Source organism: Streptomyces phaeoluteigriseus (genome assembly GCF_001896135.2).
GTDB classification, from domain to species: domain Bacteria; phylum Actinomycetota; class Actinomycetes; order Streptomycetales; family Streptomycetaceae; genus Streptomyces; species Streptomyces phaeoluteigriseus.
The window spans coordinates 1,433,494-1,451,974 of sequence record NZ_MPOH02000015.1 but is presented as its reverse complement, the minus strand read 5'-3'; the positions used below and the strand labels follow the sequence as shown (position 1 = coordinate 1,451,974).

At 69.1% G+C, this 18,481-nt stretch carries 12 protein-coding genes and 3 pseudogenes; 7 read left to right on the top strand and 8 right to left on the bottom strand.

Translation table 11 applies throughout. From position 1 onward, the window contains the following. The 7 genes and pseudogenes from BM536_RS24510 to BM536_RS24480 all read right to left on the bottom strand — a co-directional run. A partial coding sequence (locus tag BM536_RS24510) for a pyridoxal phosphate-dependent aminotransferase (protein ID WP_245873727.1) occupies positions 1-1,354 on the bottom strand: 1,354 nt, incomplete at its 3' end. Between the two features lie 215 nt (positions 1,355-1,569). Beyond that, a pseudogene (mmsB, locus tag BM536_RS24505) lies at positions 1,570-2,813 on the bottom strand (multiple monosaccharide ABC transporter permease). Continuing rightward, positions 2,810-4,360 carry a multiple monosaccharide ABC transporter ATP-binding protein gene (mmsA, locus tag BM536_RS24500; RefSeq protein WP_073498651.1) on the bottom strand — a complete coding sequence of 517 codons (1,551 nt, stop codon included), beginning with the start codon at positions 4,358-4,360 and terminating at the stop codon, positions 2,810-2,812. The pseudogene mmsB and the gene mmsA overlap by 4 nt, the downstream one beginning before the upstream one ends. 32 nt (positions 4,361-4,392) lie before the next feature. Next, positions 4,393-5,502: a multiple monosaccharide ABC transporter substrate-binding protein gene (gene chvE / locus BM536_RS24495; protein WP_073498653.1), complete on the bottom strand. Its 1,110-nt coding sequence runs from the start codon at positions 5,500-5,502 to the stop codon at positions 4,393-4,395. Between the two features lie 148 nt (positions 5,503-5,650). Beyond that, a pseudogene (locus BM536_RS24490) lies at positions 5,651-6,621 on the bottom strand (hypothetical protein). Positions 6,622-6,732: 111 nt separating this feature from the next. Then, positions 6,733-7,737, bottom strand: coding sequence for a zinc-dependent alcohol dehydrogenase (locus BM536_RS24485; RefSeq protein ID WP_073498647.1), 1,005 nt, complete (start codon positions 7,735-7,737; stop codon positions 6,733-6,735). Beyond that, positions 7,734-8,891 (bottom strand): mandelate racemase/muconate lactonizing enzyme family protein, encoded by a 1,158-nt coding sequence (locus tag BM536_RS24480; protein ID WP_073498645.1) that lies wholly within the window; start codon positions 8,889-8,891, stop codon positions 7,734-7,736. Before BM536_RS24480 ends, BM536_RS24485 begins: the two co-directional genes overlap by 4 nt. A 253-nt stretch (positions 8,892-9,144) precedes the next feature. Here BM536_RS24480 and BM536_RS44945 point away from each other — a divergent pair, with 253 nt between their 5' ends. The 6 genes from BM536_RS44945 to yjfF all read left to right on the top strand — a co-directional run bounded on the left by BM536_RS44945 (position 9,145) and on the right by yjfF (position 16,907). Next, positions 9,145-10,140 (top strand): SCO2400 family protein, encoded by a 996-nt coding sequence (locus BM536_RS44945; RefSeq protein WP_094103471.1) that lies wholly within the window; start codon positions 9,145-9,147, stop codon positions 10,138-10,140. A 574-nt stretch (positions 10,141-10,714) separates the two neighbouring features. Beyond that, positions 10,715-11,803 carry a LacI family DNA-binding transcriptional regulator gene (locus tag BM536_RS24470; RefSeq protein ID WP_094103470.1) on the top strand — a complete coding sequence of 363 codons (1,089 nt, stop codon included), beginning with the start codon at positions 10,715-10,717 and terminating at the stop codon, positions 11,801-11,803. Positions 11,804-11,946: 143 nt separating this feature from the next. Continuing rightward, positions 11,947-12,954, top strand: coding sequence for an ABC transporter substrate-binding protein (locus tag BM536_RS24465; RefSeq protein ID WP_073499408.1), 1,008 nt, complete (start codon positions 11,947-11,949; stop codon positions 12,952-12,954). A gap of 244 nt (positions 12,955-13,198) precedes the next feature. Further along, positions 13,199-14,743 carry a sugar ABC transporter ATP-binding protein gene (locus BM536_RS24460; RefSeq protein ID WP_073499405.1) on the top strand — a complete coding sequence of 515 codons (1,545 nt, stop codon included), beginning with the start codon at positions 13,199-13,201 and terminating at the stop codon, positions 14,741-14,743. A gap of 26 nt (positions 14,744-14,769) precedes the next feature. Beyond that, positions 14,770-15,867 carry an ABC transporter permease gene (locus tag BM536_RS24455; RefSeq protein WP_073499403.1) on the top strand — a complete coding sequence of 366 codons (1,098 nt, stop codon included), beginning with the start codon at positions 14,770-14,772 and terminating at the stop codon, positions 15,865-15,867. Then, entirely contained in the window at positions 15,867-16,907 is a 1,041-nt protein-coding gene (gene yjfF / locus BM536_RS24450; protein WP_073499401.1) for a galactofuranose ABC transporter, permease protein YjfF, read from the top strand. The genes BM536_RS24455 and yjfF overlap by 1 nt, the downstream gene beginning before the upstream one ends. 42 nt (positions 16,908-16,949) lie before the next feature. On the opposite strand, the gene BM536_RS24445 is transcribed toward yjfF, so the two are convergent. Then, the gene (locus BM536_RS24445) at positions 16,950-17,387 is read right to left on the bottom strand and encodes a MarR family winged helix-turn-helix transcriptional regulator (protein ID WP_073499400.1); all 438 of its coding nucleotides are present in this window, start codon (positions 17,385-17,387) and stop codon (positions 16,950-16,952) included. Between the two features lie 129 nt (positions 17,388-17,516). Here BM536_RS24445 and BM536_RS24440 point away from each other — a divergent pair. Next, a pseudogene (locus BM536_RS24440) lies at positions 17,517-18,481 on the top strand (NADP-dependent oxidoreductase); the annotation flags it as partial.

Sequence of the window (18,481 nt, the reverse complement as noted above, 5' to 3'; positions counted from 1 at the left end):
ATCGGCGCCGCGCCGCGCCGGAACCATTGCGGAACACCTGCGCCGCCGCCGGCATCGGCATCTGGGGCACCGGCGCGGGCGCGGGCGCCGGCATCGGCATCCCGCCACCCATCGACTGCGCCTGCGCCGCGAGCCCCTGCAGCCCCGCCCCGTTCGTGGCTCCGACCAGCCGGTCCACCGCCGCCGTACCCGAGCTGTAGTTGTTCCCGTTGTTCAGCTCGGGTACGGCGGCTCCCCTCCTGGTCCCGTAGAGCACCTGTTCCAGGCCGGACACCAGGCGACGCACGTCCACCTGGGGGCGCACCACGAGCCGCAGGAAGCGGCTGGAGGAGCCGATCTTGTTGCCGCACTCGCGGACCAGGATCCGGTGCTCGGTGAGCATCCGGTCACGGACCACGGTTCCCTCGGCGCCCACGGGGAGGCGTACGAAGAGGAAGTTCCCCTGGGAGGGGTAGACGGTGAGACCGGGGAGCGAGGAGAGTTGGCTGGACATGTCGAGGCGGTCGCGGCGCACCTGCATCAGGCTCTGCGCGTACTCGGTGCCGTGCTCCTTCAGCATGAACACCACGTGCTCGGCGAAGGAGTTGAGGTTCCACTTGGGCAGCATGGAGCGGACGCGGCCGGCCAGGGACGGGTTGGCGACGAGGTAGCCGAAGCGGATGCCGTGCAGGCCGAAGTTCTTGCCGAGGCTGCGCAGGACGATGACGTTGGGGCGGAGCATCGCCTCCTGGACGACCGAGGGTTCGACCTCGGCGTCGGCGAACTCCAGGAACGACTCGTCGATGATGACCAGGTCGAGGTCGGCCATCGCGTCCATGAACTGCACGATGGCGTGCTTGTGCAGGAACCCGCCGTCGGGGTTGTTGGGGTTGCAGATGACGGCGACCCGGGTGCCGCGGGCGCGGATGAACTCGGCGTACTGCGCGAGGTCCAGGGCGAAGCCGCTGGACTCCTGGAGCGGGAACATGTCGACCCGCTTGCCGGTCTCCATGGGCTGGTCGGTCCAGCGGCCGAAGGTGGGGACGGGGACGGCGAGGGACTCGCGCACCAGCAGGTGGTCGATCCAGGTGATCAGCTCGGTCGAGCCGTTGCCCATCGCGACGGCCTGCGGCGGGAGTTGGAGCAGGCTGCACAGTTCGGCGGTGATCGTGTCGGCGCTGCTCGGGTAGTACGTGATGATGTCCCGCAGCCGGGCGGACATGTCGTCGAACATCTGCGGGGTGGGGAAGTACGGGTTGCAGGGGATGCAGAAGTCCACCGGGCCGGCCTCGTCGCCGCCCTCCCGCGTGAGCGCCGCCATCGACGGGCTGTGCGCGGCGGTGCTGCGGAACAACGAGGTGACGTTGTCGGCCATGGAACCTCCGTATGGGGCGGACCCGGCGGGGACGACCGGGCCCGTCGTCATGTGGGTGGCCCGCGCGGGGGAGCGCGGGCCGCCCTTACATACGGAGACTCGGGTGGCGCTGTTCAACCCCCGGAGAACCGGAGGGGAATCATCCGCCTGCCGCCGAAGCCGGAACGGGCCCCGCCGTCCGGCGGGCCGTTCGGCCGCTAGGGCGTCCCGGTCGTTCAGGAACCGGACTTGCGCTTGTTCCAGACGTCGAATCCGACCGCCGCGAGCAGTGCGAGACCCTTGATGACCTGCTGCCAGTCGGTGCCGACGCTGAGCAGGTTCATGCCGTTGTTCAGCACGCCGAGGACGACACCGCCGATGATCGCGCCGAGGACGGTTCCGACACCGCCGCTCATGGACGCGCCGCCGATGAACGCCGAGGCGATGGCCTCGAGTTCGTAGTTCAGGCCGGCCTTCGGAGAGGCCGCGTTGAGGCGGGCTGCGACGACCAGACCCGCCAGGGCCGCGAGCACGCCCATGTTCAGGAAGACGTAGAAGGTGACCTTCTTGTCCTTGACGCCGGACAGCTTCGCGGCCGGCAGGTTGCCGCCGATCGCGTAGATGTGCCGGCCGAAGATCGAGTTGCGCATCACGTAGCCGTAGCCGACGACCAGCAGGCCCAGGATGATCAGCACGATCGGGCGCCCTTGTAGCTGGCGAGCAGCATGGTCACGACGAGCAGCGCGGAGACGATCGCGACGAGCTTCAGCAGGAAGATGTTGCGGGGCAGGATCTCCAGCGAGAACTCCTGCTGGCGCTTGCGGTCCCGGATCTCCTGGAGCACCACGAACGTGATGAGCACGAGGCCCAGCAGCAGCGTGAGGTTGTGGTAGTTCGTCTCCGGGCCGGTCTCCGGCAGGAAGCCGTTACCGATCTTCTGCAGACCGTCCGGGAACGGGCCGAGGGTCTGCCCCTCCAGCAGGATCTCGGTGACACCGCGGAAGGTCAGCATCCCGGCGAGGGTGACGATGAAGGACGGTATGCCGAGATAGGCGATGAAGAACCCCTGGACCGAACCCGCCACGGCGCCCACGATCAGGCAGAGCACCACGGCGACGGGCCAGGAGACGTCGTGCTGCACGGTCAGTACGGCCGCGAAGGCGCCGACGAACGCGGTCAGTGAGCCGACCGACAGGTCGATGTGGCCCGCGATGATGACGAGCATCATGCCGATCGCGAGGATCAGGATGTAGCTGTTCTGCAGCACCAGGTTGGAGACGTTGCGCGGCAGCAGCAGGTCGCCGTCGGTCCACACCGCGAACAGAGCCACGATCAGGCCGAGGGCGATCAGCATGCCGTACTGCCGCATGTTGCGGCGCATGCCGTCCAGCATCAGCTGGAGCAGGCCCCCGCCCGCCGCGCCCCCGCTCTTGCCGGGCGGCGCGGGGGCCGGGCTCTTGGCGGTCACATCCGTGCTCATCGGGTTACCTCTTTGTCCTTCGTCATCTGACGCATCAGCGATTCCTGCGTGGCCTCGGCACGCGGGAACTCACCCGTCAGCCGCCCCGCGGCCATCGTGTAGATGCGGTCGCACATGCCGAGCAGCTCCGGCAGCTCGGAGGAGATGAAGACGACCGCCTTGCCCTCGGCGGCCAGCTTGTCGATGACCGTGTAGATCTCGTACTTGGCGCCCACGTCGATACCGCGCGTGGGTTCGTCCAGGATCAGCACGTCGGGCCCCGCGAAGATCCACTTGCTGAGGACGACCTTCTGCTGGTTGCCGCCCGACAGCTTGCCCACCGGCTCGAAGACGGTCGGCGCCTTGATGTTCATCGACTTGCGGTACCGCTCGGCGACCTGCCGTTCCTCGTGCTCGTCGACCACACCGCGCTTGGAGACCTTGCCCAGGGCGCTGAGCGAGATGTTCCGGTTGATGGTGTCGATGAGGTTGAGGCCGAAGTGCTTGCGGTCCTCGGTGACATACGCGATGCCGTGCCCGACCGCCTGGGGGACGGTCTTCGTCCGGATCTCCTCGCCGTTCTTGAGGACCGTGCCACCGGCGTACCGGCCGTACGTCCGTCCGAAGACGCTCATCGCGAGTTCGGTGCGGCCGGCGCCCATCAGCCCCGCGATGCCGACGATCTCGCCGCGCTTCACGTCGATCGATACATCGTCGACGACCTTGCGCTGCTGGTCGATCGGGTGGTGCACGCTCCAGTTGCGGATCTCCAGGGCCGGAGCCGAGCCCACCTCGCCCTCGTACGCGGTGCGCTCGGGGAAGCGGTGGTCCAGGTCGCGGCCCACCATGCCGGAGATGATCCGGTCCTCGGTGGTCTCCGGGGCCTTCACGTCGAGGGTCTCGATGGACCGCCCGTCGCGGATGATCGTCACCGAGTCGGCGACCCGCCGGATCTCGTTGAGCTTGTGGGAGATGATGATCGAGGTGATGCCCTGGTTCTTCAACTCCAGGATCAGATCGAGGAGTTTGCCGCTGTCCTCGTCGTTCAGCGCCGCGGTGGGCTCGTCGAGGATGAGCAGTTTCACCTCCTTCGACAGCGCCTTCGCGATTTCCACCAGTTGCTGCTTGCCCACGCCGATGTCGGTGACGCGGGTCTCGGGGTGATCGCTCAGACCGACCCGGCGCAGCAGCTCGGAGGCGTGCCGCAGGGTCTGGTTCCAGTCGATCAGCCCGCGCTTGGCGTGCTCGTTGCCGAGGAAGATGTTCTCCGCCAGCGACAGGAACGGCACCAGCGCCAGCTCCTGGTGGATGATCACGATGCCGTGCTGCTCGCTCGCCCTGATGTCCTTGAAGCGGCAGACCTCTCCTTCGAAGAGGACTTCACCCTCGTAGCTGCCGTGGGGATGGACGCCGGAGAGCACCTTCATCAAGGTGGACTTGCCGGCGCCGTTCTCCCCGCAGATGGCGTGGACCTCGCCCTGCCGGACGGTCAGTGAGACGTCGGACAGCGCTTTGACACCGGGAAAGGTCTTGACGATCGAGCGCATTTCCAGGACGGGTCCCGCCATGGTCGTGCCTTCCAATCCTTAGGGGCCGGGACCTACTTGAGCTGGTCGGCCGTGTAGTAGCCGCCGTCGACCAGAACCTTCTGGTAGTTGGCCTTGTCCACGCTGACCGGCTCCAGCAGGTAGGCCGGGACGACCTTCGCGCCGTTGTCGTAGGTCTTGGTGTCGTTGACCTCGGGCTCCTTGCCGTTCAGGACCGCGTCGACCATGTTCGAGGCGACCTTGGCCAGCTCGCGCAGGTCCTTGTAGACGGTCTGCGTCTGGTCGCCCGCGATGATCGACTTCACCGAGGCCAGCTCGGCGTCCTGGCCGGTGAGGATCGGCAGCGGCTTGCTCGCGGAACCGTAGTTGTCCGACTTCAGCGCCGACAGGATGCCGATGGAGATGCCGTCGTACGGCGAGAGGACCGCGTCGACCTTCTCGGTCTTGTACGACTTGGTCAGGATGTCGTCCATGCGGCGCTGGGCGGTGGCGCCGTCCCAGCGCAGGGTGGTGACCTGCGTGAGCTGGGTCTGGCCCGACCGCACCACGAGCTTCTTGCTGTCGATGTACGGCTGGAGCACGCTCATCGCGCCGTTGAAGAAGTACTTGGTGTTGTTGTCGTCGTTGGAGCCGGCGAACAGCTCGATGTTGAAGGGGCCCTTGCCCTCCTTCAGACCGAGCTTCTCGACCATGTAGTTCGCCTGCAGCTCGCCGACCTTGGAGTTGTCGAAGGAGGCGTAGTAGTCGACGTTCTCGCTGCCGAGGATCAGGCGGTCGTAGGAGATGACCGGGATGTCCGCGTCCTTGGCCTGCTGGAGAACGTTGTCGAGCGACTTGTTGTCGATCGCCGCGACGATCAGTGCCTTGACACCCTGCGCGATCAGGTTCTCGATCTGCGAGACCTGCTGGTCGGGCTTGTCCTCGCCGTAGACCAGCTTGGTCTTGTAGCCCTTGGCCTGGAGGTCCTTCTCGACGTTCTTGCCGTCGGAGATCCAGCGCTCGGAGGACTTGGTCGGCATCGCGATGCCGATCGTGCCGCCCTTGCTGTCGCCGCTCGCGTTCGCCTCGCTGCCACCCTCGCCGCTCTGGCCGCAGGCGGACAGGGTGAGGGCGAGGGAGGCGGCGCCGGCTATGGCGGTGAGTGCGGCTCTGCGGTTACCCATGGTCATCATCCTTGATGTGTGTGCAGGGGGTCGATCGGTCCCGCGGGTGCGAAAGGCGCTTCCGGGAAGTGCTCCGGAAGGGCCGAGGAGAGGTGTGTGGGATTCTGCGCGCCTGTGTCGGCTTCTGTGAAGCGGGGTTTCCGTAACGTTATGACTGGATGTCGAACCGGTTGAGGTCACCGGGCAGCCGCGAGCCGAGCGGAGCCATGTCGCCGTCCGCTCCGTGACGTGCGAGAAGGTCGAGGGCCAGCCGGCCGCGCCGCACCCGCTCACGGGCCGTGGACAGCGCCAGATCGCGCAGGTGGTGGCCGTACGGGTAGATCCCCGGGGCCTTGGACAGGCCGAACTTCAGATACAGCGGCGCACCGCGCCGGATCAGCTCGGCGACCTCGTACATCCGGATGTAGCCGCCGAGGTCGTCGGGGGCCTCGATGTACATGTCCATGGGGGCGCCGGACACCCGGCGGATCTCCGTGAGGTGGTCCAGCGTCAGATCGCTGGGCACGTTGAGCGAGTCGCGCCGAGCCGCTCGTACACCGCGTACGCCGCCGGGTTGACGGGGCCGATGAGCGCCGACACCTTCAGCGTGGTGTCGGCCGGGACGAGGCCCGCCTGGCGGGCCCGGTGCAGCGTCCACAGCACGCCCTCGTCGGCGACGAGGAGGCACTTGACGCCCAGCTCCGTGGCCCGCACGGCGTCCTCGACACATCCGGCGACGGCGTCGTGCCCGCGGGCCCTCAGGCCCCCGCCGCGCGAGTCGGTCCGGGTGGAGCCGCCGATGTCCCAGGTGCCACGAGGTCCGGTGAACAGGCACAGCTCGATGTCACGCTCACCGGTGGCCTCGACCATCTCGGTGATCTCGGCGTCGCTCAGCATCCACACGCCGCTGCCCTGGCTGATCCGGTGGATCGGCACGTCGAGGCGCGAGGCCTCCTTGAGGATGACGGCCAGCGCTTCGGGGCCCTCGCACGAAGGGACCTCGGTGCGCCAGCGGCCGCCGCCGGGAAAGGTGTGGACGGAGGCGTCGGCGGGATCGAGCGCGGGCGCGCCCAGTCCGAGCGTGGTGAGCGCCTGCTCACCGGGTCGACGGGGGGCCGTGGCGGAGGCGTCGGTCGTCACAAGCTGTCCTTCGTGTTCGGTGTTTCGGACGAGGTTCGCGGCTCAAGTCGTGCGGGACTTGGGTGTACGCCGGTAGGGAGGCCGTCAGGTCGCCTCCGTACCGGCGTACGACTAGGGGTGGAGCAGGACCTTGCCCACCTTCGGATCGCCGGACCCCACCAGATCGATGGCCTGCGAGAACTCGGCGAGCGGCAGCTCGTGCGTGATCAGCGGCGACGGGTCCAGCAGACCGGCCGCGAAGACCCGCACGGTGTGCGCCCAGGCGTCCGGCGGCGCACCGAAGACGGTGTGCACCTCCAGTTGCCTGACGACCAGGTCGGTGGGGTCGAGACCCTCCGCGCCCGGCGCCGGGATGCCCGTCAGGACGAGCCGGCCACCGCGTCTGAGGAGCGCCGCGGAGGTGCGCGCGGCGGACGCGGACCCGGCGGTCTCGATCACCACGTCGAAGTCGCCGGGGAGTTCCTGGTCGCGGGTACGGAAGTCGGTGGCCCCGAACCGCCGCGACAGCGCCTCCCGGTCCCGCCGGGTGCCGACGACGAGCAGTTCGGCCGGGGACCCGGCCTTGAGGAACTGGACGGCGAACATGCCCAGCGTCCCGGTGCCGACCACCGCGACCCGTTCGCCGGGCCGGGCGTTCGCCTTGATCGCGGCGGCCGCGATACAGGCGGCGGGCTCCAGCAGGGCGGCGGCGGTGAGATCGGCGTCGTCCGGGAGGGCGTGGAGCAGTCGGGCGGGCAGGGTGAGGGTGGCGGCCATCGCCCCGGGCTGGGTGAAGCCGGTCTCCTCGTACCCGTCCGTGCACAGCGTCGTCTCGCCCGCGTGGCAGCGGTCGCAGACCTGGCAGTTGCGGAAGCCCTCGCCGACGACCTTGCGGCCGGTCAGCGAGTCCGGCACCCCGGCGCCGACCGCCTCGACCGTCCCGGACCACTCGTGGCCCGGGGTCAGCGGGTAACGGACGTACCCCTCGGGCCGGTTGCCCTGGTAGACCTCGCGGTCGCTGCCGCAGATGCCCACGGCGTGCACGCGGACGAGAGCCTCACCCGCGCCCGGCTGCCGGGGCTCGTGCGAGGTGAGCCGGTGCTCGCCCGGCCCCTCGACGACGACAGCGGTGCTCACTTGCCGCCCTTCGGCTTGCGCCGCTCCCAGCCCTCGGCCCACAGGTCGAAGCGGGCCTGCTGCTGCGGGAACTCGGCTGCCGCGTCGACGTCCAGCTCGACGCCGAGCCCGGGGGCGTCGGAGAGGTGGAAGTAGCCGTCGACCACCTCGGGCGCTCCCTTGACGACCTTCTTGATCTCCGCGTCGGCGAAGTCGTTGAAGTGCTCGAGGATCTTGAAGTTCGGGGAGCTGAACCCGACCTGGAGGGAGGCGGCGGTCAGCACCGGCCCGCCGACGTTGTGCGGGGCGACGAGCATGTAGTGCGTCTCGGCGGTCGCGGCCAGCTTGCGGGTCTCCCAGATTCCGCCGATGTGGCCGACGTCGGGCTGGATGATGTCGACCGCCTGGCTCTCGAACAGCTCGCGGAACTCGATGCGGTCGTGGATGCGCTCACCGGTGGCCAGGGGGATGTCGACCTTCGCGGCGACCTTCTCCAGGGCTTTCAGGTTCTCCGGCGGGCAGGGCTCCTCCAGCCAGGCGGGCTTGAAGGGCGCCAGCTCGTGGGCCAGGCGTACGGCGGTGGCGGGGGAGAAGCGGCCGTGCATCTCCAGCATCAGCTCGGCGTCCGGGCCGATGGCGTCGCGCACCGCCTCGATCAGGGAGACGGCGTACAGGCTCTGCTGGTGGTCCAGCTCGTAGTGTCCGGTGCCGAAGGGGTCGATCTTGAGCGCCTTGTACCCGCGCTCGATGACCCCCTGGGCGGCCTTGTGGTAGGCCTCCGGGGTCCGCTCGGTGGTGTACCAGCCGTTGGCGTAGGCCTTGACCTTGTCGGTGACCTTGCCGCCGAGGAGCTGCCAGACGGGAACGCCCAGGGCCTTGCCCTTGATGTCCCAGCAGGCCATCTCGACGACGGCGATACCGGACATCACGATCTCGCCGGCGCGCCCGTAGTCGCCGTACTTCATCCGGCGCGTCAGGTCCTCGACAGCGAACGGGTCGGAGCCGAGAATGTGGTTGACCTCGGCCTCCTTCAGGTAGCCGAGCAGCGCGTCGGTGTGGCCCAGCATGCGGGTCTCTCCGACACCCGTGATGCCCTCGTCGGTGTGCACCAGGACGTAGGTCAGGTTGCGCCATGGCGTCCCGACCACGTGCGTGCTGATTCCAGTGATGCGCACGGAAGTTACCCTTCGACTGTTCGAGATTTCGTCACACGTTCGAAATGCTGGGCAGACAGTAAGGATGGCGTGAGCGGGGTGTCAATGGGTCGAACGGGTAACGATTCGACGGTTTCGACGCTCTTCCGGAAGCCGGGGCCCGGCAGTGTGTGACAGGTCACTCGCATCCGCGCGCCGGTATGGCGGTTTCCCACACAACTTTCACAGGCGGGCCTGGGAACGCGGCGCTCCGGGAACTTAGTCTTCCCGCGTCATGGACTACTGCCACCCGTGCCGAAGGCACCTCAACGGCGCTCTCGCCTGCCCGGGATGCGGCGCACCTGCCGAACAGCTACGCGCGTATCGGCCCGACCCGTACGAGCGCGACCCGCGCGAGGCGGAGGCCTACGAGCCGGAGCCGTACGGGCCGGGGACCTTTGAGGCGGAGCCCTACACGGCAGAGCCGTACGGGCAGCAGTCGTACGGGCAGCAGTCGTACGAGGAGCAGTCGTACGAGGAGCAGTCGTACGGGCAGCAGTCGCACGGGCAGGGCGATCACGCGGCGGAAGCCCGAGCCGAGGTTGACCCCGGCGCCGAGGCCGATGCCGACGCCGAGGCCGCGGCCGATGCCGAGGCCGCGGCCGCGGCCGCCGGTGAGCCTCAGCGGCGAGCCGTGCGCCGCCGTGAGCAGGGCCGGGGTGGCCGACGGGGTTCCGAAGCGACGGCTGCCGCACCGGACGCGAGCCGTCGCGACCGCAAGGCTTCGCTCCACCGCCGACGTCGCAGACGCGTGGTGCTGATCGGCGCCGGCTTCGTCCTGGCGGCGGGCGGCCTGAGTCTGGCCGAACTCGGTGTGGACGCACCGGGGTTCTCGTCCCCCGGCAACCCCGCGGTGGCCGGGGGCGAGTCGTCCGAGGTCGGTGGGTCGGCAGCGGAGCCGAGCCCGTCCGAGCGACCGCTGGACGACGGGACGGACGCGGGCGGGGGCAAGGCGTCCTCCTCCCCGAGCCCCTCCGCCTCCCCGTCGGCGTCGGAGTCCTCGAAGGACGACAAGGCCACGCCGACCCCGGACGGCGAAACCCAGTCGGCTGCCCCCGGCTCCTCCGGGCCGGCCTCCGGGTCGACGGCCCCGTCGGACTCGGACTCGGACTCCGGGGCGGGGTCGGGGTCGGATCCGGACTCCGGCCCCACCGCCCGCCCGACCTCGTCCCCCAAGCCGTCGCCGTCGCCGTCGGAGACGTGCCAGCGCGTGCTGTGGTGGTGCTCGTAGAGGTCCGGCAGGGCGGGACCGTTCCGCGGGCTAAGCGTTGAGCCGTTGAGCCGTTGAGCCGTTGAGCCGCTGAGCCGCTGAGCGGCGTAGCGGTTGAGTCGTCGTGCGGCTGCGCCGTCGGGCGGGCGGCGGCCCCGCTGGACGGCCGTCCAGGGCGGCGCGGCCGGCGTCCCGCCGGCCCCGCGCCTCGACCGGTGCGGTCGGCGGGTCCGGATCTCTCCCGCCGCACGAGCCCTCGTAGGGCCGCGCCCGGCCCGGGTGCCTCCACCCGTCGTTAGGTCTCTGACCAGCGGATATGTGCAGTGGCTGTCAGGCGCGTTATGGAACCGTGACGACCTTCCGCCGCAACCCTCTTGACCGCCATGAATTGTTAGCGCTCACAATGACCTCCGCTTCACAGTCGGTTTCCGTCGAGAAACACGGGAGTTACGAGCGTCGTGCCCCTGGTGCCCCAACTCACCTTCCGTTCCCCTGCCGTCGGACCCACCGGAATCCCGGCGTGAAGCCGGCGGCACGGGATCAACCATCCACACCACAGGACTTATCGACGGACGAGCGCCAAGGAGGTGCGGCCGTGACCCATACGCAGCTTCGGCCGCCCACCATGGCCGACGTGGCGCGCCTGGCCGGGGTGTCCCACCAGACCGTGTCCCGCGTGCTGGGGGACCACCCCAACGTGCGGGAGCAGACACGCGTCCGGGTGCTGCGGGCGATCGAGGAGATGGGCTATCGCCGCAACTCCTCCGCACGGGCGCTGGTGACCCGGCGCACCCGCACGCTGGGTGTGGTCGCCTCCGACACCACCCTCTACGGGCCGGCCAGCACCCTGTTCGCTCTCGAGGAGGCGGCCCGCGCCGAGGGCTATCTCGCTCTCGAGCGTCAGTCTGCGCAGACTGTCCGTCGGAGGAGCTTGTTCGGGAGGCCCAGTCTGCGCAGACTGACCGTCGAGGAGTTGTCGGAGGCCCTGGACCACCTCGGCGAGGGCGGGGTGGAAGGGGTGGTCGCCATCGCCCCGCAGCGGTCGGCGGTCGAGGCCCTGGCCGAACTCCGCCACCCGTTCCCCGTGGTGGTCGTGGGCAGCGGGCCGGGCGTGGACATCCCCAGCGTCAGCGTGGACCAGCAGCTCGGGGGACGGCTGGCCACCGCCCATCTGCTGGCGGCCGGCCACCGCACGGTCTGGCACCTCGCCGGGCCCGAGGACTGGCAGGAGGCGGCCGACCGGGCCGCCGGCTGGCGGTCGACCCTCGAAGCGGAGGGCGTCGAGCCGCCCATGCTGCTGCGCGGGGACTGGAGTCCGCTGTCGGGCTACCGTGCGGGCCAGGAACTGGCCGGCTGGGTGGGCCGGGGGCTGACCGCCGTCTTCGTCGCCAACGACCAGATGGCACTGGGGGTGTTGCGGGCTCTGCGTGAGGCGGGGGTCCGGACTCCCCAGGACGTCGCGGTGGTCGGCTTCGACGACATCCCGGAGTCGGAGTTCTTCGCCCCTCCGCTCACCACCGTCCGGCAGGACTTCGAGGCGGTGGGCAAGCAAGGCATCGCACTGCTCCTGGATCTGATCGAGGGGCGGCCACCCGCCGCCTCCCGGATCGCGATCGAACCCCAACTCGTCGTGCGCGCCAGTACGTTCCCGTACACCGCCCAGGCGGAGCGCGTACCCCTCTGACCCTCTGACCGACCGGTCGGGCGCACCTGTCCAGCGGTGTGGCCGATATATCGAACGATGATCGACAGGCTGGACGCAGCGTGGCCGGTCCCATCGAGTGCCAGCAGGTCCGTCCCCGGACCGGCTCTTCAAAGGAGAAGAACATGCTCAGCAGACGAAACTTCCTCACCGCGGCGGTCGGCGTGGCAGCCGCGGGCGGCCTGGCGGCCTGCGCCAAGGAGGACGACAGCTCCACCGGCTCCTCCTCCACGGGCGGCGCCAAGACGATCACCCTCGGCTTCTCCCAGGTCGGCTCGGAGAGCGGCTGGCGCAGCGCCAACACCACCTCGGTGAAGGACGCCGCCAAGGAGGCGGGCTACAACCTCAAGTTCTCCGACGCCCAGCAGAAGCAGGAGAACCAGATCTCCGCGATCCGCAACTACATCGCGCAGAAGGTGGACGTCATCGCCTTCTCGCCGGTCGTCGTCACCGGCTGGGACGCGGTGCTCAAGGAGGCCAAGGCCGCGAAGATCCCGGTGGTCCTCACCGACCGCTCCGTGGAGACCTCCGACGACTCCCTGTACGTCACGCTGGTCGGCTCCGACTTCACCGACGAGGGCCGTCGCGCCGCCAAGATCCTCGAGAAGGTCCTGACGAAGGCCGGCCACAAGGGCGCGGTGAAGATCGCCCAGCTGGAGGGCACCACCGGCGCCGCCCCGGCGATCGAGCGCGCCAAGGGCTTCAAGGAGATCATGGACGCCGAGCACAAGGCGGACTGGAAGATCGTCGTCAGCCAGACCGGTGACTTCACCCGGGCCGGCGGCAAGCAGGTCATGGCGGCCTTCCTGCAGTCCAACCCGGACGTCAACGTGCTCTTCGCGCACAACGACGACATGGCCATCGGCGCCATCCAGGCCATCGAGGCGGCCGGCAAGAAGCCCGGCACGGACATCCTGATCGTCTCGATCGACGGCGTGAAGGACGGCTTCGTCGCGATGTCCGAGGGCAAGATCAACGCCATCGTCGAGTGCAACCCGCTGCTCGGCCCCCAGCTGATGGACGTCGTGAAGAAGGTCAAGGACGGCGAGACGGTCGAGCGCTGGATCAAGACCGAGGAGAGCGACTTCATGCAGGACCAGGCCAAGGCCGCGCTCCCGAGCCGCAAGTACTGACCGACCGCGCCAGCGGCAGGGAGCCTCCGGCCGACCGGCACCTCGGTCGGCGGCCGCGGCCCTTCCGGACCGCGCTTCCCGACCGCCCTTCCGGGCGGAACGAACGCACGCGGCACGCGGTACGCCGCACGCAGTACGCAACGCACAGGGCGCGACGCGTGGAACACCGACGCAGGGCGCGACACACACCAGACAAGTGGATTCCCCCACCGGGCAAAGCCGGTGGTCCCTCGCTAGGAGACGTATGGCAGAGCCTCGGCCCGTCCTGGAAATGGCGGGCATAGTCAAGGAGTTCCCGGGGGTACGGGCTCTGTCGGACGTCGACTTCCGGCTCTTCCCCGGTGAGATCCACGCCCTGATGGGAGAGAACGGGGCGGGCAAGTCCACCCTCATCAAGGTGCTCACGGGCGTGCACCCCCTGGACGGCGGCACGATCACGCTGGACGGCCGGTCCGTGCGGATCACCAGCCCGCTCCAGGCGCAGCAGGCCGGCATCAGCACGGTCTACCAGGAGGTCAACCTCTGCCCGAACCTGTCGGTGGCGGAGAACATCTTCATCGGGCGCGAACCGACCCGCATGGGCCGCATCCAGTGGAAGCAGCTGCGCCGGCAGGCGGCGGAACTGGTGGAGCGGCTCGGGCTCGACATCGACGTCGGCGCCCCGCTGTCCTCGTACCCGCTGGCCGTGCAGCAACTGGTGGCCATCGTCAGGTCGTTGGGCACCGGCACCAGCACCGGTGGCGGTGAGGGACCGGGTACCAAGGTGCTGATCCTCGACGAGCCGACCTCCAGCCTCGACCGGGACGAGGTCCTCCAGCTCTTCGCTCTGATGCGGCGGTTGAAGGACGAGGGCGTCGCGATCCTGTTCGTCTCGCACTTCCTCGACCAGATCTACGAGGTCTGCGACCGGATGACCGTCCTGCGCAACGGCACCCTCGTCGGCGAGCACATGGTGCGCGACCTCGACCAGGTCGGGCTCGTCCAGCTCATGCTCGGCAAGGCCATGGGCCAGCTGGACGAACTCCACGACCAGCAGTTGCACTCCCACGCGGGGGAGACCCTGGTGCGGGCGGAGGGCCTCGGCCGGACCGGCGGTATCGCCCCGTTCGACCTGGAGATCCGGAAGGGCGAGGTGATCGGGCTCGCCGGCCTGCTCGGATCGGGCCGCACCGAACTCGCCCGGCTGCTCTTCGGCGCCGACCAGCCGGACAGCGGCAAGGTGTCCATCGAGGGCAGGCAGGTCTCGATGAGCGCCCCCAACGACGCGATAGGCGCCGGAGTCGCGTTCTGCTCCGAGAACCGCAAGAGCGAGGGCCTGGTGCCCGACCTCACGGTCCGGGAGAACATCATCCTGGCCTTGCAGGCCTCGCGCGGCTGGACCCGGCCGATCCCGGTCGCCCAGCGCGACGAACTCGTCGCCAAGTACATCAAGGCACTCGACATCCGCCCGGCCAACCCCGAGGCCAGGGTGGGCCAGCTCAGCGGCGGCAACCAGCAGAAGGTGCTCCTGGCCCGCTGGCTGATCACCCAGCCGAAACTGCTGATCCTCGACGAGCCGACGCGCGGCATCGACATCGGCGCGAAGGCGGAGATCCAGAAACTGGTCGTCTCCCTCTCCGAGGACGGCATGTCCGTCCTGTACATCGCGGCCGAACTGGAGGAGGTCCTCCGGCTCAGCCACACCATCGGAGTGCTGCGCGACCGCCGGCTGGTGGCGCAGATCCCCAACGGGCCCGAGATCACCACGACCCGGATCCTGGAGACCATCGCGAGCGGAGAGCACCAGTGACCACAGCGCCGGCGACCACAGCGCCAGTGACCCCCACGTCCCGATGGCGAGCGCTGACCCGCCACCACCTGTTCTGGCCGGTAGCGGTCCTCGTCCTCCTGCTGCTCGTCAACGTCCCCTTCACACCCGACTTCTTCTCCATCCGCATGGCGGACGGTCACCTCTACGGCAGCCTCGTCTCGATCGTGCTGTTCGGATCGCCCCTCATCCTGGTGGCGGTCGGCATGACCCTCGTGATCGCCACCGGCGGCATCGACCTGTCCGTCGGCGCCGTGGTCGCCATCACCGGAGCGCTGGCCTGTTCGTACATCAGCGACCAGTCCGACCAGGGCGCCCTGTCCGGAGTGCTGCTCGCCATGGGCCTCGGTCTGCTGGCCGCGGTCGTCTGCGGTCTGTGGAACGGCTTCCTGGTGGCCAGGATGGGCATCCAGCCGATCATCGCCACCCTGATCATCATGGTCGCCGGCCGTGGTGTCGCCCAGCTGATCACCGACGGCCAGATCATCACCATCAACAGCGAGCCGTACAAGCTGATCGGCGGCGGCTACTGGCTGACCCTGCCGTTCTCGATCTTCGTGGTGGCGGCGGTCGTCGTCGTCACCGTCGGGCTGACCCGCCGCACCGCTCTGGGGCTGCTGGTCGAGGCGGTCGGCGGCAACGCCGAGGCCAGCCGGCTGGTCGGCATCAGGTCCCGGCGCATCAAGATCATGGTGTACATGTTCTGCGCGCTGTGCGCGGGCATCGCGGGCCTGATGATCAGCTCCAACACCTCGGCCGCCGACGGCAACAACGCCGGCCTGTGGATCGAACTCGACGCGATCCTCGCCGTGGTGATCGGCGGCACCTCACTTCTGGGCGGCCGGTTCTCCGTCGGCGGCACGGTGGTCGGCGCCCTCGTCATCCAGACCCTGACCACCACGATCTACACCATCGGCGTGCCCACCCAGACCAACCTGGTCTTCAAGGCCGCCGTCGTCATCGCCGTATGCCTGATGCAGTCCCCGAAGTTCCGCGCCAAGGTCTTCGGTGCCAGGTTCGGCTCCAGGGGAAGTGCCACGCCGGCCGCGGCCCCGGCGGACTCCGCCGCGGCGACCGAGGCCGCTCCGAAGATGGAGGTGTCGTGATGAGCGCGACCACCAAGAGCCCCACGGCCTCCGACAGCCGTACCGCCTCCGGCAGCCGTACGCCGTCCAAGGCCGCGCGTCTGCTGGGCGACCGGCGCCTGCCCGTGGCGGTGACGGCCCTGCTCTTCCTGCTGATGTACCTCGGGGGCCTGACCCGGTACCAGAACTTCGGGTTCACCGAACCGCAGGTCTTCCTCAACCTGTTCATCGACAACGGCTATCTGCTGGTCGCCGCGGTGGGTGTCACCTTCGTCATCCTGTCCGGCGGCATCGACCTGTCCGTCGGCTCGGTGATCGGCTTCACGACGATGTTCACGGCCTGGCTGGTGGAGCGCCAGGGGCTGCCGCTCCTGGTCGTGATCCCGATGGCGCTGGCCGTGGGAGCCTTCGGCGGCTTCCTGATGGGCTATGTGATCCACAACTTCGAGATCCAGCCCTTCATCGTGACCCTCGCCGGCCTCTTCCTCTTCCGCGGCCTGTGCCTGGTCATCAGCAAGGAGTCGATCTCCATCAGCGACTCCTCGGTGAGCAGCATGGCCGAGAGGCAGGTGTCGTTGGGGATCGGGTTCCTGTCGCTCGGCGCGATCATCTCGCTGGTCGTCCTCGCGGTGGCCTTCTACGTCCTGCACTACACCCGCTTCGGGCGCCGGGTGTACGCCGTCGGCGGCAACGAGCAGTCCGCCCTGCTGATGGGACTCCCGCAGGGCGGCACGAAGATCGCCGTGTACACCGTGAGCGGGTTCTGCTCGGCGTTGGCCGGACTGCTCTTCACCCTGTACATCCAGTCCGGTGACCCGTTGCACGCGACGGGCATGGAACTCGACGCGATCGCCGCGGTCGTCATCGGCGGCACCCTGCTGACGGGCGGCTCCGGCTACGTGCTGGGCACCCTGTTCGGCGTACTGGTGCTGGGCCTGATCAAGAGCCTCATCCAGTTCGAGGGCACGCTCAGCTCCTGGTGGACGAAGATCGCCACCGGTGTGCTGCTGTGCGCGTTCATCCTGATCCAGCGCTTCATGACGACCCGCAGGAAGACCTGACCCGCCCCGGCACCGCCCGTTTCCGGCGTCCTCTCCCGCGTCCTACGCTGCCAGCATCCGCTGGAGCATGCCCCGCAGCAGGACCCGCTCCTCTTCCTCCAGTCCCGCCAGCGGCTCGCGGGCGAACCGCAGGTTCTCCCGCAGGTCCTTGGCGATCCGGCGTCCCTCCTCGGTCGCCGCCGCCAGCTTCACGCGGCGGTCGGCAGGGTCGGGGCGGCGCTCCACCAGACCGCGGGCCTCCAGGCGGTCGACGATGCCGGTCACGTTGGACGGCTCGCACTTCAGCTTCACCGCCAGCTTCCGCATCGGCAGCGGCTCCAGGGAGAGCAGGCTGAGCAGCCGGGCCTGGGCGCCGGTGAGGGAGTGTCCGGCGGCGGCCTCCTCGTAGTCCTGGTAGAACCGCGACACGACCTCGCCGATCAGCTCGAGGACCTCCAGGGTGAGGGCGTCGGGCCGGCGGGTCGTCTGGGGTGTGGACATGCCTTCCAGGGTAACCCGCTTACTTGACATCATGAAATATCCAGGCGCATGGTTGTTTCAGGCACTGAAGTATTTGCGGCAGGCGCATGTCGCCGCACACGCCCCGCACAGCACACAAGGAAGGGCACCATGTCCGACACCCCCGCGCTCCCGTCCGTCAGCCGCGAATGGCGACTGCTCAGCCGTCCCGTCGGCTGGCCCAAGGCCGAGGACTTCGAGCTGGCCGAGGCGGAGATCCGGCAGCCCGGCCCCGGTGAGGTGCTCGTCCGCAACGCGTACCTCTCCGTCGACCCGTACATGCGCGGCCGGATGAGCGCCGCCAAGTCCTACACGGCCCCCTTCGAGCTGGGCAAGGCCATGCAGGGCGGCGCGGTCGGCGAGGTCCTCGTCTCCCACGCCGAGGGCATCGCCGTGGGCGACCACGTGCTGCACTTCGGCGGCTGGCGCGAGTACGCCACGTTCAACGCCGCGCAGGCCGTGAAGGTCGACCCCGAGGCCGCCCCGCTCTCCACCTACCTGGGAGTGCTCGGCATGACAGGCCTGACCGCCTACGCCGGCCTGCTGCGCACCGCCGCCCTCAAGGAGGGCGACGTCGTCTTCGTCTCCGGCGCGGCCGGCGCGGTCGGCAGCCAGGTCGGCCAGATCGCCAGGCTCAAGGGCGCCTCCCGGGTGATCGGCTCGGCCGGCTCCGACGAGAAGGTCAAGCTCCTGGTGGAGGAGTACGGCTTCGACGCGGCGTTCAACTACAAGAACGGTTCCGTGAGCGAGCAGCTCCGCGAGGCCGCTCCGGACGGCATCGACGTCTACTTCGACAACGTCGGCGGCGATCACCTGGAGGCCGCGATCGGCTCCCTCAACGAGGGCGGCCGCATCGCGGTCTGCGGCATGATCTCGGTCTACAACAACACCGAGCCGGCCCCCGGCCCCAGGAACCTCGCCCGCCTCATCCAGACCCGCGGCCGCATCGAGGGCTTCCTGGTCGGCGACCACTACGACCTCCAGCCCCAGTTCGTCCAGGAGGTCGTCCCTGGGTCGCCTCGGGCGCCCTCAAGTACCGCGAGACGATCGTCGAGGGCATCGAGAACAACCTGGAG